This is a genomic window from Pectobacterium punjabense (assembly GCF_012427845.1).
In the GTDB taxonomy this organism is placed as follows: Bacteria; Pseudomonadota; Gammaproteobacteria; order Enterobacterales; family Enterobacteriaceae; genus Pectobacterium; species Pectobacterium punjabense.
This window is the reverse complement of record NZ_CP038498.1, coordinates 41,504-64,379: the sequence shown is the minus strand read 5'-3', so window position 1 is coordinate 64,379 and position 22,876 is coordinate 41,504. Positions and strand designations below refer to the sequence as shown.

Below are 22,876 nucleotides of genomic sequence, written 5' to 3'. Positions count from 1 at the left end.
GCACGATCTATACGCACCGTCATAAAGCAACGTGACAAAAAACCGCCCCGCAAAAGAAAAGAACAAATAAGGATGCGGGACGGCGGAGAATCAATCCTTACGAGGATCGCTAATCGGTTGGCGAACGAGGAAAACGTAGGCCAGCGCACCCAATACCGTCACACAGCCGCAGATGATCAGCGCCAGACGGAAGGAATTCGTGGTATCCACAATAAAGCCGGTCACAATCGGGGCGAATGATGCGCAGATGAAGCTAGCAAAGTTTTGGATACTGCCGACCGATGCCGTCATACGCGACGCGACGGCAACATGGATCAGCCCCCAGCACGATGTTCCCGCGAAGTGGATACAGAACAACGCCATACTAATCAGTGACACCGCCTCGATTGAGGTTGTCGCCTGTGGTACCACAAAAGTAAAAGCGGCTGAGCACAACATACCCGCAATGATGCAGATTTTACGGCTCTTGATCGGTTCCATTCCTTTTTTCACTAACCAATCCGTGACATAGCCGTTCACCAGCATCCCGGCGGCACCAAACAGGAAAGGGATCGCCGCCATCAGACCCGTGCTTTTTAAATCCAGATTATAAGCCGTTTGCAGATAGCCGGGCAGCCAGGCCAAGTATAACCACGCGGTATAGTTGATGCCGCTAAAACCCAGCATCATGCCCCACATCGTGCGGTTACGGAACAGGCTGCGCCATTCAATAAAGCTCAACGGATCGCGGCGAGCGTTCACACTGCCCGCGTTCAGGTAATTCTGCTCATCCGCGGTGAGTTCGATCTGCTCACGGTTGCGATATAACATATACCAGCCGATAGCGAGGAAAATGCCGAATAGACCAATGGTAATGAACATACCGCGCCAGCCCATCACTAACATCATCGCCGCCAGAATGGGTGGACTTATCGCAACACCAATAGTTGAAGCCGCATTAAAGAATCCCATCGGGCGGCCACGTTCTTTGATGTTAAACCAGTCGTTGATCACCTTCACGCCACATGGATTCATCGGTGCTTCACCAATTCCCATACCAATGCGAACCAGTACGAACTGAGTAAAGCTGTGTACCATGCCAGACAGCGCCTGAAACAGTGACCAGAAAAACATCCCAAGGCCCAGCATAATGCGCGGGCCTTTACGATCCAACAACGGGCCACAAGGGAGCTGTGCAATCCCATAGGCAAGAGAGAAAACGGAGAGCAATGCCCCGATTTCCGTTGCGCTTAGCCCCAATTCCTGACGAATCGTTAAATTAGCCACCGATAGAGAACTTCGGTCGAGGTAATTAATCACCGCCGCAAAAAATAGCATAATCATTGCGGTAGTTTGAATACGTTTAATTCGACTACTGCGCTGAATTATTCCCTCTGGCGGTGCTGAAGAACGGGTATCAAACGAAGAACGCGGGTCTAGCGTTATATTATTTTTTTCCACGTCTGGCTCCTGGAAATTATAATTTTATCTTTACTCAACGCAGGGTTGAGCAAAGTGGTTTTAAACGGAAAGCAATGAAATATTTCATCACCACTCACGATTTTTATTAATAAAGTCGACTTCTCGTGAGCATAGATAAGAGATATTTCTCAGGCGTTTTTATTTTGATAAAACCGTGCTCTTGATAATGATTTATGGTTTTTAATCGGTTTTTAATGATCAGCTCGCGCTGTCTGATTAATTGAGCGAATCATCGATTGTTTAGCTGAATTCAAATGGTTACGTAGCGCCAACGTGGCATCCAGATCGCTTCGACAAATCAGTGCGCTGAGGATGGTCATGTGCTCGTCAATCGCGATGATGTTGCGCTGTTTGAGATCGCTTTCATCCCACTGGTAGTGGAAATGAAATATCACAGAGATGATTTCAAGAGACTGATCAAAAAAGACATTTTCAGCAGCAGAGAGTAAAAGCGCATGAAAGTTGCGGTCAAGCTGCGAGAACATACGAAAGCTGTTACCAATGCTGTCACGTAACATACGGTGGCGTTCCAGCAAGGTTTTGGCCTGTAGCCAACGGGGGTCATCGTCCGGCAAATTGAGGAAATGTTGCAGAGCGTGCGTCTCCAACATTTCCCGCAATTCAAATAGCTGTTCCGCGTAGGCCTGATCGAACTCTTTCATGCTCCACTGCCCACGTTTTTCGTTCTGAATCAGGTTGTAGCGCCCAAATTTTAACAGATACTCGCGTACGACCACCGGGCTGACACCCGCGTCACGCGCGAGCTGTAGCTCTGAGAAGACCTCGCCGACACGGAGCTGACGCTGGTTGATCATGGTGAAAAACGCCTGCTCGAAAATACGGTTTTGCTCATCCATTGGCGCGGTAATGCAGGTGAACCCATCGTCGTGGCCGGGTTTTCGGGCAATCACATAATCGCTGCCAACCTGTGTAAGCACACCGCAGTCACGCAGATGAACCAGAATATGGCGCACCGTCGTGCGGCTGATGTTATACATCTCCGCCAGCGCATTTTGCGACGGCAGAGGCGACGGAATATGACCACGAGCCATATCGTCGATAATCTGGTTAATCACATTGTGACGTAAATTTTGTGAACGGCTCATGAGAGATCTCCTTTTTTGCACACATTAAAAACCGATTTAAAACATTTTTATGAGTCCGTATTCACAATTTACAGCTCCTGTCTCTCATCAATATTTTTTTTCATCAATATCTGAAAAAACAAAAAACAGGAGAGAAGAATCATGTCAACAATGAATACATTGATCTGCCAGGAACCGAAAAAACTTGTCTGGAAAAAACGTGAAATACCTATTCCGGGTGAGAGTGAAACATTAATTAAAATTAAGTCTGTGGGTATTTGTGGAACAGATATTCATGCCTGGGGAGGGAATCAACCCTTTTTTAGCTACCCACGCGTATTAGGTCACGAAATATGTGGTGAGGTTGTCGATACAGGCAAAAATGTACATCAATTTAAAAAAGGTCAGCAGGTGGCCGTCATTCCCTACGTAGCCTGTCAGCAATGCCCAGCCTGCAAGAGCGGCCGTACCAACTGCTGCGAGAAAATTTCAGTCATTGGCGTACATCAGGATGGCGGATTCAGCGAATATCTGGCGGTGCCCGCCACAAACGTACTGCTGGCAGAAGGGATCGATCCACAAGCGGCAGCATTAATCGAGCCCTACGCCATTAGCGCGCATGCCGTTCGTCGGGCGAAAGTGCAACATGGCGAACAGGTGCTGGTCGTCGGTGCCGGCCCCATTGGCCTCGGTGCAGCAGCCATCGCCAAAGCAGACGGCGCTCAGGTGGTCGTTGCGGATACCAGCGCTGCCCGCCGCGAACACGTCATTGCCAACCTGAATCTGCCGGTCGTCGATCCCTCTGCCGAGGATTTTGAAACCCAGCTACGTGCCGAATTTGGCGGTTCATTGGCAGAGAAAGTGATTGATGCCACGGGAAACCAACATGCGATGAACAACACCATTAACCTGATCCGCCACGGTGGCAGCATCGTGTTTGTCGGTCTATTTAAAGGTGATTTGCAGTTCTCCGATCCTGAATTCCATAAGAAAGAAACCACGATGATGGGCAGCCGTAACGCCACACCGGAAGATTTCGCCAAAGTGGGACGTCTGATGTCTGAAGGCAAACTCACCGCAGAAATGATGCTGACGCACCGTTACCCGTTTGCCACATTGGCTGACATCTATGAAAAGGATGTCATTAACAACCGCGAGCTAATCAAAGGCGTCATCACATTCTGATGAGGGAATAATCATGAAGACATTGAATCGGAAAGACTTTCCCGGCGCATGCTATCCAACAAAAGTGATTCAGTTTGGTGAAGGCAACTTCTTGCGCGCCTTTGTAGATTGGCTGTTGGATGTGCTGAATGAGAAGACCGATCTTCAGGCGGGCGTAACGATTGTGCGCCCCATTAATACCGATTTTCCACCGTCGCTCAATACGCAAGATGGGCTTTACACTACGGTCATTAGGGGACTTAACGAACAGGGCGAGGCCGTCAGCGATGCGCGCCTGATCCGTTCGGTGAATAACGAGATTAACCCGTATCAGCATTTTGCCGATTATCTGGCATTAGCCCATAACGCCGCCATTCGTTTTGTTTTTTCAAACACCACGGAAGCGGGCATCAGCTATCACGCTGGCGACAGCCTCAACGATACGCCGCCGGTCAGCTTTCCTGCCAAGCTGACACGCCTGTTGCTGGAACGCTTTACGCATTTTAACGGTGAGAGCGATAAAGGCTGGGTCATCATCCCCTGCGAACTGATCGACTATAACGGTGAGGCGCTCAAAACTCTGGTTCTACGCTATGCTCAGGAATGGCAACTCTCACCCGCGTTTATCGACTGGATTGAGACGGCAAATACCTTCTGTTCCACGCTCGTAGACAGGATCGTAACGGGATACCCGCGTGAAGAATCATCAGCGCTGGAAGAGAAACTGGGCTACCACGATGCCTTTTTGGATACCGCCGAACATTTTTACCTCTTTGTCATTCAAGGCCCCCACTGGCTGGCGGATGAGCTGAAACTTGCGGCATGTCCGCTTAATATCCGCATTGTTGACGACATCAGGCCGTATAAAGAACGTAAAGTGGCGATTTTGAATGGTGCACACACCGCTCTGGTTCCGGTTGCCTGGCTCTGCGGGCTGGATACGGTAGGTGAAGCGATGCAGGACGCCGATGTCCGTCGCTTTGTAGAAAATACGCTACATCAAGAGATCATCCCAGTGCTGGATTTACCGGCGAATGAGTTGCGTGAATTTGCCGATGCCGTCACCGGACGTTTTCAGAATCCCTATATTCGCCATCAGTTGCTCTCCATCGCACTCAATGGCATGACTAAATTCCGCACACGTATTCTGCCACAGCTGCTGGCAGGCCACCGCAACGGGCGCTTTCCGGCACGGTTGACGTTTGCGCTGGCCGCGCTGATTGCCTTCTACCGTGGAGAACGAGCGGGCGAGACTTATCCTTTACAGGATGATGAACAGTGGCTCACCCGTTACCGCCAGCTGTGGCCACGCGTGGGAACCGATCTAACCGTGTATGAATTGGTCAACGAGGTGCTCGCCGATACCGCACACTGGGAGGAAGATCTCACCCAACGGTCAGGTTTAGTGGAGCAGGTGACAGCCGATCTGAGCGATATTTTGGCGCAAGGGATGCGTCAGGCGGTGAAAGCGCGGGGATAATGATGATCGACAGCGCCCGACGGGCGCTGTTCAGACCGTTGACAAACCTACTTGTCGAATGAAAACGGGCGTAACGGAATAGAATAGTAAAGCGTTTGCGCCAGGGATGGCGCAAGCCGAGCGCACAAGGACGTGTTTACAGCGTCTTTACGATCTATCCGTTACCCCCGCTCTGCGAACTTTGTCAGCAACCTCGACAGCGCCCGGCGGGCGCTGTTTTCTCCTGCAAGTTAATACGTTCTGCTATGGTTGCCGCGCAGGCCGCCATGCACGCAGCCGCGCACCAAACACATTGACCAGCAGACCAACCATAATCAGCACTGCCCCCACGATCTGTAATAGCGAGAGGGATTCGCCAAGGAATACAGCGGCGCTAACCAGCCCAACCACCGGCACCAGCAGCGGCAAGGGAGCCACGCGCCAGGTTTCGTAGCGCGCCAGCAGGCTGCCCCAAATCCCGTAGCCAATAATCGTTGCCGCAAACGCCAGATACATCAGAGATAAAATCGTCGGCAGTTGGATGGTGGTTAAACTGTGAACAATCACCTCCTTGCCCTCAAACAGCCATGAACTGATGAAAAACGGCACGACGGGCACTAATGCACCCCACACCACCAACGACATGATGCGTACATCGTTATTTTTACTCATGATTATTTTATTAGTGATGTTACCCACCGCCCATGACAGCGCTGCCGCGAGCGTCAGCAGCAGCGTAGTGGTGGTCATACCGGATGACATTTGCAGCGCTGTGCGCCCTTCCGCCAGCACCACCATCCCTATCGCAGCGACCAGAATGCCAACAACGTGATTCCAGCGCAGCTTTTCCGACAGTAAGATCGCGCCAACCAGCAGTGTAAAGAAGGCCTGAGCCTGCAATACCAGCGATGCAATTCCCGCGGGCATACCCAATTTGATAGCGAGAAACAAGAAACCAAACTGGCCAAAGCTAATCGTCATGCCATAGGCGAGCAGCCATTTCAGAGGAATACGCGGGAAAGGAACAAATAAAATAGCCGGGAGCGCCACCAGCGAAAACCGCAGCCCTGCCAGTAAAAAAGGCGGCATATCGTTCAGCCCGACCTTAATTACGACAAAATTCACGCCCCATAACACGACAACACACAGCGCGAGCAGCGCATCTTTCAACGACATCCTCATCCCCTGATCAAATACGTAACAAATACCTTCCTCAAGGTACGCGTAAAATGAAAAAACGGATAAGAAAAGATAATTATGGCGTCACGTGATGATGACAACACGTTATCGTCACATGAGATAGCCGACCACCACATCGGTGGTCGGCATAATAGATGGCGGTTACTCGACGGCGATCGGTTTTTCCGTCAGCGTAGTTTTGTTGTCGCCCTGAATGGCTTTCACTTTCTGTTCCATTTTTTGTACCGCACCCGCGTTACTCAACAAGCTGTACGTTAGCTCAAACGTGGTGCTCTGTCCGGGCTGTAACTTTTTGACTCGCCCTTGCTCACGTTCAATCGTGACCGGATAGGCGTAGTTGGTGCCGGGTTCGATCCCTGTCACGTAGCCTTGTTTTTCCGTATCCGTATTTTTCCACAGCGTCAGCAGCGGCAGTTGATGGGTGTCAAAGGCAATCGACACGCCCTTATCTCCCGCCTTGTTCACCAGCGCCGCCAGCGTTTTACCTTGTGCATCCGTATACGGCGTAATGTTGAACACCATCTCATCAAAGTCTTTTGTCGGCCCCTTGTAGGTTTGCCAGGTTGCCAGACCCGCTTTGGCGTGGTCATTAAACGGAGAAATCTCTTTTACTGGCGCGAGGAAACGCGCGCCTTCTTCAAGAATCGGCGTACCGAAATTGCTGTGGTAGATAATCTGATAGTCGCGCGGGTAGTCGGCTTTATTAGTCAGTACATCATGCACAGTAAACGACTCGCTGCCAGGGACATAACGCAGCTCGGTCCAGGTTTCCAGATTCGACTTCTTAAAACTGTTTTCCTTCAGCAAACCCCGTACCGTAATGGTATACGGCGCGCTATCGCTGACTTCCACCACCACTTTTGAGGCAGGCGTATTACCCGCACGACCGTGCAGGGTGTAGATCATGCCATCGCTGACAACCGGGTGCCCCGTCCACTCGAAGCCACAGCGCACCATCATCTCATTGAAACCTTCCAGCCAACCCAGTCCATTACGGCTTTCCAGATTGATGGTATTCGGATTGACGACCTCATCAACCGGCGAATCCCACCCCAAACGAATGTTTTTACCTACCGCATGCAGTAAATTCATCCCTCGCGTTGGGCTGAGAGCAATTTTCAGTCCATCCTGACTGGTAATCGTAATCACTTTACTGCCTTCCTGACGTCCACCGTGCAGGACTTTTTGTTCAATGCTGAAATGCTGATTCTTGATCTTCAGAGCATCACTGCTGATTTGCCAGTTTCCCTTTTCCACACTGCTTTCAGCATCTGTCAGCACAAACGTCTGCGCCGATAATTGCCATGATGTCAGCGCCAGTGTAATTCCTATAGCCAGTAATTTTTTCATGTTACCCATCCCTCTTTGCTGAATTGTTTTAGCTAATGCGAGCTAAAGACTACAAATCAGCGGATGGTCAGAATGTGATAGCTATCACCAGATAGAGAAATTCAGCATTATCGCGCCATTTATCTGATTAACATCACTTATCATCTGGAAATAGATACTGTTATTGCATAATTATTGAGATGTTGATCGGTAAATGCTGACATCGTTTCAGCAAAATAACGCATGTCGACTAAAAGCATTTTGCCGATAACGATAACATTAGCGATTAATACTGAAATATCTAATCATTGCAGGATAAAAGATTATTGGATTGTTTTTTGACCACATTGCACCCTATTAGCGCAAGCGCTATGGTTGCCGCTAACCTGTGTACGATCACTGATAAATAAACTATGAACTTTTCTCTTTTCGGCAAGAAATTCACGCGTCACGCTGGCATCACCCAATTAATGGACGATCTGAACGAAGGGCTGCGTACGCCAGGCGCAATCATGCTGGGGGGCGGCAATCCGGCGCACATTCCAGAGATGGATAGTTACTTCCAGCAGTTGTGTCAGGACATGCTGGAACAAGGAAAATTAACGGAAGCGCTGTGTAACTACGACGGCCCGCAAGGTAAGGATACGCTGCTTAATGCGTTAGCCGAACTCCTGAGTAGTGAATTAGGCTGGCAGATTGGACCACAGAACATTGCGCTGACAAATGGCAGCCAGAGCGCGTTTTTCTACTTATTTAACCTGTTTGCTGGTCGCCATAGCGATGGCAGTCTGAAAAAAGTGCTGTTTCCGCTGGCACCGGAATATATCGGCTATTCGGATTCCGGGCTGGACGAAGACATGTTCGTTTCTGTTCGTCCCCAGATCGAACTGTTGCCTGAAGGACAATTTAAATATCACGTCGATTTCGATCATCTGTCGATTACCGATGATATCGGGCTAGTTTGCGTATCCCGACCAACCAACCCAACCGGTAACGTGCTGACCGACGACGAACTGATGCGTCTGGATATTCTGGCGCAGCAGCACAAGGTTCCTCTGCTGATTGATAACGCCTATGGCGTGCCTTTCCCCGGTATCATTTTCAGTGATGCCACGCCGCTGTGGAACCCAAATATCATCCTGTGCATGAGTCTGTCCAAACTGGGTCTACCCGGTTCGCGCTGCGGCATCGTGATTGCAGATGAAAAGGTGATTTCAGCGATCGGCAACATGAACGGCATCATTAGTCTGTCACCAGGCGCGGTCGGCCCGGCGCTGGCGCATGAGATGATTCAGCGTGGCGATCTGTTGCGCTTATCTAATGATGTCATACGCCCGTTCTACCAGCAGCGCGTGACAGAAACTATCGCCATTATCCGTCGCTACCTGTCCCCAGAGCAGTGCCTGATTCATAAACCAGAAGGGGCGATCTTCCTGTGGCTGTGGTTTAAGGATCTGCCCATCACGACAGAAATCCTATACCAGCGCCTGAAAAAACGCGGCGTCCTCATGGTGCCGGGCCACTATTTCTTCCCCGGCATGGAGCAGGAATGGCAACACGCTCATCAATGCATGCGCATGAACTATGTGCCGGAACCGGAGAAAATCGAACAGGGTATTGCGATACTGGCGGAAGAAGTTGAAAAGGCAATGCAGGAAGGGTAATGCGCCACTGGCAGGATGCCCCACGCTTTAACCGCGTGGGGCATCAGAGGAAAACTAGGCGATTGCGGTGCCTTGTTCGTCCTGATCGACGGCAAAGCAGGCAACCTGCTGTTCGCCGTAGGTTTTCAGCTGCGGCTGGAACTGCGTGCAGGTGCTGAAGCAGCGCTGACAGCGGGCGTTAAACGCGCAGCCCGGCGGTGGATTCAGCGGGCTAGGCAACTCCCCCGTCAGCTTGATGCGCTCGCGGCGTAAATCCGGGTTCAGGCGCGGCGTCGCGGACAGTAACGCCTGCGTATAAGGGTGACGCGGATTGTTGAAAATGGCATCTTTACTGCCTTTCTCAACACAGCGACCCAGATACATTACCATCACTTCATCAGCAATATGCTCGACCACAGACAGATCGTGCGAGATGAAAACATAAGACAGCCCCAAATCCTGCTGTAAGTCCATCATCAGGTTCAGCACCTGTGCACGCACAGACACATCCAGCGCCGAAACGGGTTCATCGGCAATCACCACGTCTGGGTCTAGCATCAGCCCACGGGCGATAGCAATACGCTGACGCTGACCGCCGGAGAACATATGCGGATAGCGGTCATAATGCTCCGTTTTCAGCCCCACTTTCGCCATCATCGCCAGCGCTTTTTCACGGCGTTCGGCTTTCGACAACTCAGTATTGATCTGGAGTGGTTCTTCCAGGATCTGGCCGACTTTCTTGCGCGGATTCAGCGATCCGTAAGGATTCTGGAAAACGATCTGGATCTTCTGCCGACGCAGTTTCTGCGCTGCGGGGTCCGGCTTCAGCAGATCTTGCCCCTGATAGTACAGCTCGCCTTCTGACGGGGTTTCGATCATTGTCAGCAGGCGGCCCAGCGTAGATTTCCCACAACCGGATTCTCCCACCACCGCCAGCGTTTTACCACGCTCCAGCGTAAAGGACACGCCATCCAGCGCCTTCACCATCCGTTCCGGCGCAAAAAAACCCTTTTTCACCGGATAGTGTTTTTTCAAATCGATCGCATGCAGCAAGTACGGCTGCGATGTGGCATTCAGTTCACTCATAGGGTTGGCCTCCCCGCATCATCCAGCGGTGTATGACATTTCACCTGACGACCAGGAATATCGCGCAGCCCAGGTTCTTCCTGACGGCAGCGGTCCTGTGCATAGGGGCAGCGCGGGTTTAACAGACAGCCATTTGGGCGATCGTATTTACCCGGCACCACACCCGGCAGCGATGCCAGACGGGCTTTATCCACCGCAAACTCCGGCAGCGCACGCAGCAGCGCCTGAGTGTACGGATGGCGGGGAGCACGAAAAATATCCGCCGCTTTACCCGATTCCACCACCTGCCCGGCATACATCACGATGATGTGGTGCGCCGCTTCGGCCACCAGCGCCAAATCGTGCGTAATCAGGATCAGCGCCATATTCTCGCGCTGCTGCAATTCGAGCAGCAGTTCGATAATCTGCGCCTGAATAGTCACGTCCAGTGCCGTGGTAGGTTCATCCGCAATCAACAGCTTTGGCCGACAGGCAATCGCCATCGCGATCATCACGCGCTGGCTCATCCCACCGGAAAGCTGGTGTGGATACACGTCAAGACGCGAAGCCGGATCGGGAATCCCAACCAGCGTCAGCAGATCAATCGCTCGCTGACGACGCGTTTTGCGGTTACCCCCCTGATGCACCTTGATGGCTTCCATGATCTGGTAGCCGACGGTGTAACACGGGTTCAAGCTGGTCATCGGGTCCTGGAAAATCATCGCGACTTCCGAGCCCACCAGATTACGCCGTTCTTTCTCAGAAATTTTCGTTAAATCACGCTGGTTAAACTCCAGCTTGTCGGCCATCACTTTTCCGGGGTAATCAATCAACCCCATAATCGCTAGCGAACTGACGGATTTACCAGAACCAGACTCTCCGACGATACCGACGACCTGACCTTGTTCAACCTGGTAGCTGATACGATCGACCGCACGAAACGGTAGATCCTCATCACCAAAGTGAACCGACAGTTTATCTACATTGAGCAACGCCATCTCTCTACCTCTATCACTGCTTGAGTTTGGGGTCGAGAGCGTCACGCAAGCCGTCCCCCATCAGGTTAAACGCCAATACCGTCAGTAAGATTGCCAGACCGGGGAACGTCACCACCCACCAGGCGCTTTGCGCAAATTGCAAAACGTCCGACAGCATGGTGCCCCACTCTGGCGTTGGCGGCTGTGCGCCCATACCGAGGAAACCCAAAGCAGCCATATCAAGAATGGCGTTAGAAAAACCGAGAGAAGCCTGCACAATCAGTGGTGCCAGGCAGTTAGGAAGAATGTTGACGAACATCTGGCGTGCCGAGCTAGCACCCGCCACGCGTGAAGCGGTGACGTAATCGCGATTAACTTCCACCAGTACCGCGGCGCGAGTCAAACGGACATAGTGCGGCAACGCCACGAAGGTCAACGCCAGTGAGGCATTCACAATCGAAGGTCCAAAGACAGCGACCAGTACCAGCGCCAACAGCAGGCTTGGCAGTGCCAGCATGATATCGACGATACGCATGATGAACGCATCGACCACCCCGCCGAAATATCCCGCCAGCAGGCCGAAAATCACCCCCAGCACCAGCGATAGCACAACCACCAGACAGCCGACCAACAGCGACAGGCGCGCGCCGTACATCAGACGGGACAGGACATCACGCCCGACGTCATCCGTTCCCAGAATAAACTGCCAGCTTCCGCCCTCTTGCCAGACAGGCGGACGAAGCAGTGCATCGCGGAACTGCTCGGCAGGTAAGTGCGGAGCCAACACGTTGGCACCAATAGCGATAATCAGCATCAGTGCGACATACACCATGCCAACAACCGCCCCTTTGTTACGTTTAAAATAGTGCCAGAATTCCTGTAACGGGGTCATCGGCTTCGGCGCGTTGTTTACAACCGGTTCAGTGACGTGTGTCATCTTAGCCTCCCCTTATTTCTTGTGACGGATGCGTGGGTTAACCACGCCGTAGAGCACATCGACCAGCAGGTTAACCAGAATAATCATGGTTGCCACCAGCAGCACACCGCCCTGAACCACCGGATAGTCACGACGCTGCAATGCATCGATCAACCACCGCCCCAAGCCCGGCCAGGAGAAGATGGTTTCCGTCAGGATCGCCCCGGCCAGCATGGTGCCGACCTGCAAGCCAATCACTGTTACCACCGGCAGCATCGCATTACGCAACGCGTGCACAACAATGACGCGCAGACGACTCAGCCCTTTGGCGCGAGCGGTACGAATGTAGTCCTCTCCCAGCACTTCCAGCATCGCGGAACGCGTCATACGCACAATCACCGCCAGCGGAATGGTGCCCAGCACGATAGCTGGCAGGATCATGTGTTCAACCGCGTCGATAAAATCGCCTTTTTCGCCCCAGAACAAGGTATCGATCAGCATAAAGCCAGTCAGCGGCATACTGTCATCGAGGAAAATCGTATCGCTGATGCGCCCCGAGACGGGCGTCAGGTTGAGTTGAACGGAGACCAGCATAATCAACATCATGCCCCACCAGAAGATAGGCATGGAGTAGCCCGTCAGCGCCAGGCCAACAGAGGTATGATCGAAAATAGAACCGCGTTTAACCGCAGCCAGCACACCAACCGGAATCCCAACCGCGATAGCAAACAGCATCGCGCAGATACCCAGTTCCAGCGTCGCTTTGAAGCGAGGAACAAATTCTTCCCACACGGGGATGCGGCTCTTGAGGGAGATCCCCAGATCGCCCTGTAACACACCGCCGATATAGTGGATGTATTGCTGCCAAAGCGGCTTATCCAGCCCCATTTCAGCCAGCAATTGCGCATGGCGCTCAGCGGAAATACCACGCTCCCCCGCCATGATCATCACCGGGTCACCCGGAATCATGTGCACGAAGGCAAACGTCAACAGGGTGATACCAATAAACGTTGGGATAACGAGTCCCAAACGCCGGAGTATGAACTGCAACATATCCCGAACTCTCTATTCATGCCCGTTGGCTCATTGGCCATCAGGCTTATCATTGCTCACAGCCAAAAAATCGCCAGGAGCGATTTTAAAACGTCGTATGCGACGGTCCGCCATAAATATTTAACGGGCAAGAAACCCCGCCTCCACGGCTCCTCTAACGAGAAACCGCAAGGTCGGGGTTTTCAATGTCCGTGAAAATCGAGTGGCTGACTTAATCCAACGTCACGTTGTTGAAGCTATGCACGCCACGCGGCTGAACCACATAACCTTTCACGTTTTTACGCACAGGCTCGTACACGGTGGAGTGCGCGACAATCAGCGCCGGAGCCTGATCGTGCATCACAACCTGAGCCTGCTTGTACAGCTCAATACGTTTTTCGTGATCGGAAACGGCACGCGCCGGTTGGATCAGGTCTTCAAACGGCTTGTAGCACCACTTGGAGTAGTTGGAGCCATTTTTAGCTGCGTCGCAGCTGAACAGGGTCGCGAAGAAGTTATCTGGGTCCCCATTGTCGCCAGTCCAACCCATCAGCACCGTCTGGTGCTCGCCGTCTTTCGCACGCTTCAGATACTCGCCCCACTCGTAGGTAACGATCTTGGCTTTCACACCCACTTTCGCCCAGTCGGACTGAATCATTTCCGCCATACGACGCGCGTTCGGGTTGTACGGACGCTGTACCGGCATTGCCCACAGGTCGATAGAGAAGCCGTCAGCCATACCCGCTTCTTTCAGCAGGGCTTTCGCTTTCTCAGGATCGTAGCTGTAGTCTTTAACGTCGTTGTTGTAGCCCCACATAGTCGGTGGGATCAGGTTGGTTGCTGCTTGACCCGCGCCCTGATAGACCGCATCGATGATGGCAGACTTGTTCACCGCATAGTTCAGCGCCTGGCGAATCTTGACGTTATCCAGCGGTTTTTTCTCAACGTTGTAGGCCAGATAGCCAACGTTCAGGCCTGGCTGTTCCAGCAACGTGATATTTTTGTCTTCTTTCATGCGGGCAAGATCGGCCGGGTTTGGATACGGCATGATCTGGCATTCGTCTTTTTGCAGCTTAGCGTAACGCACAGACGCATCTGGCGTGATGGAGAAGACCAGACGATCGACGCCCGGCTTGCTGCCCCAGAAGCCTTCGAAAGCTTTATACAGAATGCGCGAGTCTTTCTGGTACTGTTGTAGCTGGAATGGGCCTGTACCGATTGGGTTCAGATCAATCTTCTCCGGCGTACCGGCTTTCAGCATGTTGTCCGCATATTCCGCAGATAAGATAGAAGCGAAGTCCATCGCCAGGTTTGCCAGGAACGGCGCTTCAGGGCGGCTTAACACAAAGCGGACGGTATAGTCGTCTACTTTTTCGACTTTGCTGACCAATTCCGGCATACCCATACCCTGATAGTATTCATAGCTGCCGCCAGAAACTTTATGGTACGGATGGTTAGCATCCTGCTGACGCATGAAGGAGAAAATGACGTCATCAGCATTGAACTCACGAGAAGGTTTGAAATCCTTGCTGTCTTGCCATTTCACGCCTTTGCGCAAATGGAAGGTATAGGTTTTGCCGTCTTCGCTAATATCCCATTTTTCAGCCAAACCCGGACCGGTGTCCGTGGTACCGTCTTTAAATTCCACCAGACGGTTATAAATAGGGATAGAGCTGGCATCAAACGTCGTACCGGAGGTGAATAGCTGTGGGTTAAAACCTTCCGGGGAGCCTTCTGAGCAGTAAACCAGCGTTTTTGCCTGAACACCTGCCGCGACGGACAGGGCGAGCAAACCAAGGCCGAACTTCAACACCCTTGATTTAACCAGGGATTTTTCCATTACTTATGCTCCATTGTGGATGATGTTGTGTGCTATACCCGTCCGACACCAAGCTGCATACGCGTTAATCCTGTTGTTAAAACATAAGTGTTAAAACACGATCGTTAAACGCGCGATCGCGAAAAACGCAGATGTTAACAACGCGGATATCCTGTCCTGCATCTCGAAATCAATTGGATATGGTTGGCCAGACCTGTATTTTTATGTGCTGCGGTCTGTACCCTGTCGCCCGAAGGCAAAACTAAAATACTGGGGGAGGAATCGTGGTCACCAGAGCAAACTGCCGTCACGCTATGGGATATAGTCATAATAACTACCACCTATATCTTGAAACGTCACAACCCGCTCACGGATGCTGGATGAAGACGTAGAATCATTCAGGCAAACCGCTGCTTTCCTCCTTATATCCCTATGACGGCTTCAATTTCTCAACAGATGGCGGTGACGTCAATATAAGCTGTAAGGATTTACAAAAATTCCTTACATTTTATTAATATATAAAATACAGCTCTATCACATAATTTAAGTCGTATATTTTGCATTTATTTTAAAAAACAGCGATAAAAACCGATTCATTGTCTACTAAAAGAAATTATCACCATTAAAAAAACTATAGTCATCTGGTCTTACATGTCCAAGATCTGAGCACTATTTTTTGTTAAAAACGTTAACAGCAGGTGAAAACTCTGACGGATGATAAGAAATTCTGATATTTACCATGGTGTGATAAGCAGGTGAATGACTATCTACGCTACATAAAAAAACTTTGCTTTCCCCTCTTCGACGGGTCAACAGCGCACATGATTCCATGCAACACTCGCTCCGCTTTTACCTGATCTGCCATATACACTGATATCGCCCCCTTTCTCACCGATATCAGACAAGATGTTATCCTTCATTTATTGGTGCTGAATATCATATAAGATTTTGATATAATTAATTAAAATAGCCATTGGCATGGGTTGTATTGGTCGTGTTTTTGACAAGGAAAACTAAGCAATGAAAGGAATGGTGAGCGTTGTGTTGTTATGTACTTCATTTCCCTGTTTTGCAGGCTGGGGTTATGAGATGACGATGTGCCGTAATGGCGCGTTTCCTGATTATCCAGACCAGTACTCTGTCGCCAAAATCACGGCGGTGCATGGCGATAAAGTCCACTTTTACGATGATGATATAAGGAATGGATGCCCGGATAATAAGGCGGCTTGCCAGAGTAAAACCAGCTTGAAAGCAGGTGACCGCGTGCTGGTGGCGCAGGAAAAAAACGGCTGGTCCTGCGTGTGGCATTTTGGCAAAAAATCCGAATTTGTCGGTTGGGTGGAATCGACTTATCTTAAAAAACAGCCCATCAAAACGGCAGACATCAATACCTGGCTTGGCACGTGGCGCAATTTCGGCGATAGCATCACGATTACCCGTGGGAAAAACGGTACGCTGAATCTTAGAGGACGCGCCATCTGGCATGGAGGTAGATCGAGTTATGGCGAGCAAATTGCGCATTTTGGCAGTTTTTCTGCCTCAGCAACGCCAAACGGCAATCGGCTTCAATGGAATGATTCACGTGACGTGATTGAATGTAGCGGCGTGATGCAGCTGATTAACGGCAATTTGATCGTGGAAGATAATGGTCAATGTGGTGGAATGAACGTCCGTTTTAATGGCATTTATCGTTTGAAAAAGTAATGTAGCAGCCTATCTGGTAGGGACGTACTTGTCCCTTCATGCTTCACTGACGATCTCTTCATATACTCGCAAGAAAATGACATGGCTCAATAATAAAGTGGCTATTTTAGTTAAATAAATATTTTCACTAAAATGGAATTACATTATTTACTTATTCTCACAACGTGGTATTTTCACTCTACGATTTATTTCCCCTCCTGTTTTATCTCACTTTCTTTTTTGAAAAATTATTTTAATTACAAAAAAATGACGTAAGTTATTTAAAATGGAGTTGCTGATAACTTCACAAATACGTAATTAACGTATTATTTTTAACATTTCATCATGCTAGATTACCCTCAGAATTGATTCATTGTTAAATAACATCCATCATTCTTTATCTTTTTGTTAGTAATTGATAAAAAACAAAAAAGAGTATTTTTCTTCTTTCTGATAATAAACATTCTACCGCCAATGGCATTAGCGACGCTCGATAATCACACCGATACTGGTGATAAAAAAGGCAATAACCTACGTCGATAACGATGCACTATCAATATAGTAACGATATGAAACGGCAGGGATGTAATTTCTTTCTGTACCAACTGTCCTAGCAGGGTGAATATAATGAAAAAAACTGAAACTGATATTTTATGTGAGAACGATCTCGCTCTGGAAACACAGTCATCGTTTATCGGCGACTTCTTTAAAAAGAAAATTGGCTCCGTTCCCGTTGCTCTGTTTATGGCGATTACCGCTATTGTTGCGATCGCTGCCTATGAAGGATATTTACCTAAAAATATGATTGGCGGTTTCGCCGTCATCATGACAATGGGTTTTTTACTGGCGCACATTGGTAGCAACATTCCTGTGTTCAAAGATATCGGCGGCCCGGCAATTCTATGCCTGATGGTGCCTTCCATTATGGTGTATTTTAATTTATTTAATGACAACACCATGAAAACCGTACACCTGTTGATGAAAGAGGCGAATTTCTTGTATTTCGTCATCGCCTGTCTGGTGGTCGGCAGTATCTTGGGTATGAATCGCAAAATCCTGATTCAGGGGATGGTGCGTATGTTCGTCCCTCTGGTCATCGGCACCGCGACAGCGCTGGCAACCGGTTTGCTGGTCGGTAAACTGTGCGGTTACAGCTTCTATCACACCTTCTTCTTCATTATCGTGCCTATCATCGGTGGCGGTATTGGTGAAGGTATCCTGCCGTTGTCCCTCGCCTATTCAGCTATTTTGGGACAAAGCCCAGACGTTTATGTCGCTCAGTTAGCGCCCGCAGCCGTTGTCGGTAACATTTTCGCAATTCTGTGTGCTGGGGTGCTGTCCCGTCTCGGTATGCGCCGCAAGGATCTGAACGGTGAAGGTCGTCTGGTTCGCAGCGATGAAGACAACGCGATGTTTGCCGTCAACGACGCGCCAAAGCCGGTCGATTTTCACCTGATGGGCGGCGGATTGCTGATGATTTGCGCCTTCTTCATCGTCGGTGGGCTGTTTGAAAAACTGGTACATATCCCAGGTCCAGTGCTGATGATTCTGATCGCCGTTTTCTGCAAATACGGACGCGTTATTCCTGCCATCATGGAAACGGGTGCGCACAGCGTTTACAAATTCGTATCCAGCTCTCTGGTGTGGCCGCTGATGATCGGGCTTGGCATGCTGTATATCCCACTGGAGAGCGTCGTCGCGGTATTCTCCGTGGGCTACGTCATCGTCTGTGGTTCTGTGGTGCTGTCCATGGCGCTGGTGAGCTTCCTGATTGCGCCTTATCTGAACATGTACCCGATTGAGGCCTCCATCGTGACCACCTGCCACAGCGGGCTGGGTGGCACAGGTGACGTAGCAATTCTGTCTGCCTCTAACCGTATGTCTCTGATGCCGTTCGCACAGATCGCTACCCGCATCGGCGGCGCGTCTACCGTCATCGCCGCAACGTTGCTGCTGGGCTGGGTTGCCTGATTTCACTCTCTAGTATCACGGTTTCCCCCAATCAGGGGGAAACCTAAATTATTAAGCGCGACCACCAGCAGTGTGATGGTTCATTTGGCGAAACGACAAACAAAGCCTGTCATCACGGACTCTGTGTTAGGTCTATTTTCCAAGGAAACCTGAAATAGAAGTTGTGGCGGTAGCGGCTTTTGCCTCACTGAGAAGTTTCTCCCAGTCATCTGGTGGGTCGCCTGCTTTTAACATCCCTGCGAACACCTTATAGGCATCTGTCTTTGAACCGTAAGCACGAAGCGTATCAAAATCATTTACCCAACCGATAATGATAGTCTTATGCTCTGCGCTGCAACGATAGAACAAACGGAACTGCGACAAGAACTTTGCGCGGAACCAATGTTTGAATTCATCGCCTAACGTGTCTCCCTGACGGTATTGCGCGTTGAGAGGATCGACGGCTATCCATTCCTCAATCACTCGCTCAATCGCACGTAGGAGCTTTGTTTCTTTCTTGCCAAGGTATTCACCGGGCTTTGCAGCCTTTAATTCAGCAACCTTTTGAGCAAGTTCTGCAATCTGCTGCAAAAAGCATAAGTGAAAGCAGATTCTCCAGCCATTTACTTCTAAATACTCCATGTTTCACCGCCTGGCTTTTTTAGTTAGTCATCAGTAAGCGGCGCGTCTAGATCGACCTCAACTCCAGCAGTTAATGCTTTGATGCTTTCCCAGAACGCCACAGGTACGGGGTGAATGTTTTGTGGGTTTTTCTTCATGTCGTTTTCGAGAAAAGTCAGAAACTGCGATACAACGGGGTCGTCCTGTTCTTCTTCCTGTCGAGACATGATGACTTTGCCACCTGCAAGCAAGGTGTACTTAATGTACTCACCTGGCTTGAGATGCAAAGCATCGCGTATTGCTGCCGGAATCGTTGTCTGGCTGCGTTCGGTGAGTCGAGACTCAGCGCGCAGTGACACATCTGCCGTATTAATTTGAATAGCCATTGATTGAACCCTCTTTATCCCCACTTCCTACATCACGAGGGGCGAATGCCTAGCTCGCCGGGAATATATTCATTGCCATATGCAACAGAACTTCCCATACGGCGGAGTCATCGGTTAGCTAAGCCGCTGGGATTTCTGCTCTCAAGTTTAAGTCGCATCATCTACGATGACTCGCATGAGTACGGTAATTATAATGCAGGCGCATTGAACAATGCAAATGCATTATACTGACTGAAAAACATACGCTGAACCGACCGTAGTTCAGAGCTGGATATAATCCAGCATAAATTATCGGCAATAATTGAGAGAGGACTATGTATAGCGAGTGGTACGACGAGAATGACGAAGAGGAACGCGCCTGAACAGCCACATCACAGGAAAAACCACGATGGATGCGCCAGGTGGCAGGTGCTTACACACCATGCTCTTTGATGATTAATGCAACCTCAGACGCGCTCAGGGCGATTTTCAGCCCTGAGTCACTATCATCTTTATTCAAAAGGCTGGTGAATTTTGCAGTAGTACATGACATTACCGCTAGCGATTCACAGCGATTTATTCACAGTATTGACGCAATGAGTCCTGTTTTTCTGGCAGCAGACGATATAGGTACACCGGTCGCCCTGTCGAACCGTACAGAATATTGGTGGTCAGGATTCCGGTATCGGACAGGTAGATCAGGTATTTACGGCAGGATACGCGGGAGATGCCAATCGCATTCGCCAGCATTTCGGTAGAAAATTCAATACCCTGATTGCCTTCAATCCACTCGCATACGGTACGCAACGTCAGGCTGGTCAGCCCTTTCGGCAATTTCTTGCGCTCGCTGGCCGTGCTACCGCTGGTGCGGCGAATCAGGCTATCAATGTCCGACTGCGCAACAAAATCACGGTGCTTGAACAAGTTCGCCTCTTCGCGATAGGCCGTCAGCGCCTGTTCAAAACGCGAGAACTGGAAAGGTTTAATCAGGTAGTCCACCACGCCGTAGTGCAGTGCTTTTTTGATGGTATACACGTCGCTGGCAGAAGAGATGATGATGACATCCGTCTTTTCACTAAATTCACGGATAGTCGGTAACAGATCCAGTCCATTATCCTGCTGCATGTAAATATCCAGCAGTACCAAATCGATTTCCGAGTCAGGTTGCATCAACAGGTTCCGTGCCTGCTGCAACGTGGGGACGGTCGCGTAGCAGCTAAATCCAGAAACCTGGTTCAGATAAGATTTGTTAAGCTCTGCAACCATGGCATCGTCATCAACAATCAGTACATTAATCATGGTCAAACAGCCTTGCTTGATAAGGAATAGTAACGAAAAACTGGGTGTACACCTCAGGTTCTGATTCAAACTCGATAGTGCCGCCAATCTTCTCCAGACTCTGTTTGGTCAGGTACAGGCCAATACCGCGCCCGCTGCCTTTGGTAGAGAATCCCTGTTCATAAATACGCGCCTGGCTTTCCAACGAAATGCCGGGGCCGTCATCCCCCACGGTACAGTGAAGGCGGTTATTCTGATGATGGAAGCTCACGCTGATTTCACAGTTTTCCTGTTCATCAATCGCGTCCATCGCATTCTCAATCAGATTACCCAACACGGTAATCAATTCATTCGTAGCATCAACATCATCGGTATCCGGTAGCAGACTCTCCTCGCTGATGGAGAGTGTAATACCGAGATCGCGCGCGCGATTAATTTTACCCAACAGGAAGCCGGCAATCACTGGCGACTTCACTTTACGAATAATCGAACCGATTTCCGCCTGATAATTATTGGCGGTCTTCAGGATGTAATCTTCCAACTGCGAGTAATATTTTAAGTGCAGCATCCCTAAGATGACGTGCAGCTTGTTCATAAACTCGTGCGACTGCGCCCGCAGTGCATCTGCGTAGTAGGACATCCCACTCAACCGTTGCAGTAACTGGCTGATCTCCGTTTTATCACGGAACGTCGCAATCGCGCCGATAATATCGCCTTTCACAAAAACGGGAACGGTGTTGGTCAGCAGCAGGTGCCCGTTAAAGTTAATCTCTTCATCGCGCCGTGGCGTACCACTTTCCAACACCTGTTTCAGGTGCAGGTGTTCAAGCCACTGTTCGCTAACGCGTTCGGCCGGCTTCAGAGCCGACGCTTCACTGCCCTGCGGCTTATTCTGCCGGAAAAGCCGTCGCGCCTCATCATTGATTACCGTAATCCGACCATGCTGATCGACCGCAATAACCCCTTCTTTAATATGTTTGAGCATCGCGTTGCGCTGTTCAAACAGGTTCGATATCTCAAACGGCTCGAATCCCAGCATAATACGCTTGAGCACCTTCACCAAAATCAGCGTACCGAGCCAACCCACCAGCGCCCCCGCCAATAGCGTCCAGGGAATCATCCAGCGGTTATCGCTAATCACCTTCTGCACGCTGGTTAAAGCAATCCCCAACGCGACAACGCCCACCTGCTTGTGGTTATTGTCGAAAACCGGCGTAAATACCCGCAGTGCCGGATCGAGCGTCCCCCGGTTGATTGAGGTATTTTCCATCCCCAACAGCGCCGGGTAGATATCCCGACCGGCAAAATGTTCGCCAATTCTTTCCGGTTCAGGGTGGCTATGGCGCACCGTATCCATATCGGTGACGGTGACGAAGAGCAGTTGATTACGCTGGCGGATCGTCTCCGCAGCAATCTGCACTTCCTCCGGCCGCCCAATCCCTTTAAGTTCATCAATAACAACAGGGGAAGCCGCAAATGTGCGAGCAATGGCAAAGGCTTTTTCTCGCAGATGATCTTCCGACAGCTGATTAATGCGAAAAAACAGCAGAGAATAGACCACCAACAACACCGCGCCAAGTACCACTGATACCATCAAAAACACCGATGTTCCCAGCTTGAGCGGTGCCTTTTTCTTGCCCATGTCACTCTCCGAAACAAACATCATCACACCGTTATCTTATACTGTTTCGCCGCGTTTCGCGTGTCGTGATGCATACGCCCCGTCACAAGGACAGGGCGTAAGCTTAAAGAAAGGGAATCAGGCTTAACCTATCGCGGTACATTTTGTGTGTCAGGAATGTCTCGCATCAGGAAAGCCATCGGGTATC

At 50.3% G+C, this 22,876-nt stretch carries 18 protein-coding genes; 5 read left to right on the top strand and 13 right to left on the bottom strand.

What is annotated here, in order from left to right; all coding sequences use genetic code 11:
• Nucleotides 1–90: 90 nt before the first annotated feature.
• Together E2566_RS00275 and E2566_RS00270 are read right to left on the bottom strand one after the other, a co-directional pair.
• Complete coding sequence (locus E2566_RS00275; RefSeq protein ID WP_107168617.1) at nt 91–1,440, bottom strand: MFS transporter; 1,350 nt, start codon at nt 1,438–1,440, stop codon at nt 91–93.
• 212 nt (nt 1,441–1,652) lie between these two features.
• Nucleotides 1,653–2,567, bottom strand: coding sequence for a GntR family transcriptional regulator (locus tag E2566_RS00270; RefSeq protein ID WP_107168616.1), 915 nt, complete (start codon nt 2,565–2,567; stop codon nt 1,653–1,655).
• A gap of 141 nt (nt 2,568–2,708) precedes the next feature.
• On the opposite strand from E2566_RS00270, the gene E2566_RS00265 reads away from it, so the two are divergent.
• Nucleotides 2,709–3,731: a zinc-binding alcohol dehydrogenase family protein gene (locus E2566_RS00265; protein ID WP_107168615.1), complete on the top strand. Its 1,023-nt coding sequence runs from the start codon at nt 2,709–2,711 to the stop codon at nt 3,729–3,731.
• Nucleotides 3,732–3,744: 13 nt separating this feature from the next.
• The gene (locus E2566_RS00260; protein ID WP_107168614.1) at nt 3,745–5,190 is read left to right on the top strand and encodes a tagaturonate reductase; all 1,446 of its coding nucleotides are present in this window, start codon (nt 3,745–3,747) and stop codon (nt 5,188–5,190) included.
• Nucleotides 5,191–5,433: 243 nt separating this feature from the next.
• On the opposite strand, the gene E2566_RS00255 is transcribed toward E2566_RS00260, so the two are convergent.
• Both E2566_RS00255 and E2566_RS00250 read right to left on the bottom strand, forming a co-directional pair.
• Entirely contained in the window at nt 5,434–6,345 is a 912-nt protein-coding gene (locus E2566_RS00255; protein ID WP_107168613.1) for an EamA family transporter, read from the bottom strand.
• A 165-nt stretch (nt 6,346–6,510) separates the two neighbouring features.
• A complete protein-coding gene (locus tag E2566_RS00250) occupies nt 6,511–7,719 on the bottom strand; it encodes an aldose 1-epimerase family protein (protein WP_107168718.1) in 1,209 nt (402 codons plus the stop codon).
• Nucleotides 7,720–8,111: 392 nt separating this feature from the next.
• Between E2566_RS00250 and E2566_RS00245 the strand changes: the two genes are divergently transcribed.
• A complete protein-coding gene (locus E2566_RS00245) occupies nt 8,112–9,362 on the top strand; it encodes a valine--pyruvate transaminase (RefSeq protein WP_107168612.1) in 1,251 nt (416 codons plus the stop codon).
• Nucleotides 9,363–9,416: 54 nt separating this feature from the next.
• Here the strand turns inward: E2566_RS00245 and dppF are convergent, their stop codons facing one another.
• The 5 genes from dppF to dppA form a co-directional block, all read right to left on the bottom strand.
• Nucleotides 9,417–10,427 carry a dipeptide ABC transporter ATP-binding subunit DppF gene (gene dppF / locus E2566_RS00240; protein WP_107168611.1) on the bottom strand — a complete coding sequence of 337 codons (1,011 nt, stop codon included), beginning with the start codon at nt 10,425–10,427 and terminating at the stop codon, nt 9,417–9,419.
• A complete protein-coding gene (gene dppD / locus E2566_RS00235; RefSeq protein ID WP_012821905.1) occupies nt 10,424–11,404 on the bottom strand; it encodes a dipeptide ABC transporter ATP-binding protein in 981 nt (326 codons plus the stop codon). Before dppD ends, dppF begins: the two co-directional genes overlap by 4 nt.
• Nucleotides 11,405–11,417: 13 nt before the next feature.
• The gene (gene dppC, locus E2566_RS00230; protein ID WP_107168610.1) at nt 11,418–12,320 is read right to left on the bottom strand and encodes a dipeptide ABC transporter permease DppC; all 903 of its coding nucleotides are present in this window, start codon (nt 12,318–12,320) and stop codon (nt 11,418–11,420) included.
• A gap of 12 nt (nt 12,321–12,332) precedes the next feature.
• Complete coding sequence (gene dppB / locus E2566_RS00225; protein ID WP_012772789.1) at nt 12,333–13,352, bottom strand: dipeptide ABC transporter permease DppB; 1,020 nt, start codon at nt 13,350–13,352, stop codon at nt 12,333–12,335.
• 211 nt (nt 13,353–13,563) lie between these two features.
• A complete protein-coding gene (gene dppA / locus E2566_RS00220) occupies nt 13,564–15,171 on the bottom strand; it encodes a dipeptide ABC transporter periplasmic-binding protein DppA (protein WP_107168609.1) in 1,608 nt (535 codons plus the stop codon).
• A 999-nt stretch (nt 15,172–16,170) separates the two neighbouring features.
• Between dppA and E2566_RS00215 the strand changes: the two genes are divergently transcribed.
• Both E2566_RS00215 and E2566_RS00210 read left to right on the top strand, forming a co-directional pair.
• Nucleotides 16,171–16,854 carry an SH3 domain-containing protein gene (locus E2566_RS00215; RefSeq protein ID WP_107168608.1) on the top strand — a complete coding sequence of 228 codons (684 nt, stop codon included), beginning with the start codon at nt 16,171–16,173 and terminating at the stop codon, nt 16,852–16,854.
• A gap of 606 nt (nt 16,855–17,460) precedes the next feature.
• A complete protein-coding gene (locus E2566_RS00210; RefSeq protein ID WP_107168607.1) occupies nt 17,461–18,804 on the top strand; it encodes a 2-hydroxycarboxylate transporter family protein in 1,344 nt (447 codons plus the stop codon).
• Nucleotides 18,805–18,936: 132 nt separating this feature from the next.
• Here the strand turns inward: E2566_RS00210 and E2566_RS00205 are convergent, their stop codons facing one another.
• From E2566_RS00205 to E2566_RS00190, 4 genes are all read right to left on the bottom strand, one after another.
• Nucleotides 18,937–19,425 carry a type II toxin-antitoxin system YhaV family toxin gene (locus E2566_RS00205; RefSeq protein WP_107168606.1) on the bottom strand — a complete coding sequence of 163 codons (489 nt, stop codon included), beginning with the start codon at nt 19,423–19,425 and terminating at the stop codon, nt 18,937–18,939.
• Nucleotides 19,426–19,448: 23 nt separating this feature from the next.
• Nucleotides 19,449–19,790 carry a type II toxin-antitoxin system PrlF family antitoxin gene (locus tag E2566_RS00200; protein ID WP_107168605.1) on the bottom strand — a complete coding sequence of 114 codons (342 nt, stop codon included), beginning with the start codon at nt 19,788–19,790 and terminating at the stop codon, nt 19,449–19,451.
• A 555-nt stretch (nt 19,791–20,345) separates the two neighbouring features.
• The gene (gene dcuR / locus E2566_RS00195) at nt 20,346–21,068 is read right to left on the bottom strand and encodes a two-component system response regulator DcuR (protein ID WP_107168604.1); all 723 of its coding nucleotides are present in this window, start codon (nt 21,066–21,068) and stop codon (nt 20,346–20,348) included.
• Nucleotides 21,061–22,689: a sensor histidine kinase gene (locus tag E2566_RS00190; protein WP_107168603.1), complete on the bottom strand. Its 1,629-nt coding sequence runs from the start codon at nt 22,687–22,689 to the stop codon at nt 21,061–21,063. The genes dcuR and E2566_RS00190 overlap by 8 nt, the downstream gene beginning before the upstream one ends.
• Nucleotides 22,690–22,876 lie beyond the last annotated feature (187 nt).

Bases quoted from the DNA above. Each gene is read 5' to 3' on its own strand.
- E2566_RS00270 (WP_107168616.1), bottom strand. From the start codon at position 2,567: ATGAGCCGTTCACAAAATTTACGTCACAATGTGATTAACCAGATTATC.
- E2566_RS00265 (WP_107168615.1), top strand. From the start codon at position 2,709: ATGTCAACAATGAATACATTGATCTGCCAGGAACCGAAAAAACTTGTC.
- E2566_RS00260 (WP_107168614.1), top strand. From the start codon at position 3,745: ATGAAGACATTGAATCGGAAAGACTTTCCCGGCGCATGCTATCCAACA.
- E2566_RS00255 (WP_107168613.1), bottom strand. From the start codon at position 6,345: ATGTCGTTGAAAGATGCGCTGCTCGCGCTGTGTGTTGTCGTGTTATGG.
- E2566_RS00250 (WP_107168718.1), bottom strand. From the start codon at position 7,719: ATGAAAAAATTACTGGCTATAGGAATTACACTGGCGCTGACATCATGG.
- E2566_RS00245 (WP_107168612.1), top strand. From the start codon at position 8,112: ATGAACTTTTCTCTTTTCGGCAAGAAATTCACGCGTCACGCTGGCATC.
- dppF (WP_107168611.1), bottom strand. From the start codon at position 10,427: ATGAGTGAACTGAATGCCACATCGCAGCCGTACTTGCTGCATGCGATC.
- dppD (WP_012821905.1), bottom strand. From the start codon at position 11,404: ATGGCGTTGCTCAATGTAGATAAACTGTCGGTTCACTTTGGTGATGAG.
- dppC (WP_107168610.1), bottom strand. From the start codon at position 12,320: ATGACACACGTCACTGAACCGGTTGTAAACAACGCGCCGAAGCCGATG.
- dppB (WP_012772789.1), bottom strand. From the start codon at position 13,352: ATGTTGCAGTTCATACTCCGGCGTTTGGGACTCGTTATCCCAACGTTT.
- dppA (WP_107168609.1), bottom strand. From the start codon at position 15,171: ATGGAAAAATCCCTGGTTAAATCAAGGGTGTTGAAGTTCGGCCTTGGT.
- E2566_RS00215 (WP_107168608.1), top strand. From the start codon at position 16,171: ATGAAAGGAATGGTGAGCGTTGTGTTGTTATGTACTTCATTTCCCTGT.
- E2566_RS00210 (WP_107168607.1), top strand. From the start codon at position 17,461: ATGAAAAAAACTGAAACTGATATTTTATGTGAGAACGATCTCGCTCTG.
- E2566_RS00205 (WP_107168606.1), bottom strand. From the start codon at position 19,425: ATGGAGTATTTAGAAGTAAATGGCTGGAGAATCTGCTTTCACTTATGC.
- E2566_RS00200 (WP_107168605.1), bottom strand. From the start codon at position 19,790: ATGGCTATTCAAATTAATACGGCAGATGTGTCACTGCGCGCTGAGTCT.
- dcuR (WP_107168604.1), bottom strand. From the start codon at position 21,068: ATGATTAATGTACTGATTGTTGATGACGATGCCATGGTTGCAGAGCTT.
- E2566_RS00190 (WP_107168603.1), bottom strand. From the start codon at position 22,689: ATGGGCAAGAAAAAGGCACCGCTCAAGCTGGGAACATCGGTGTTTTTG.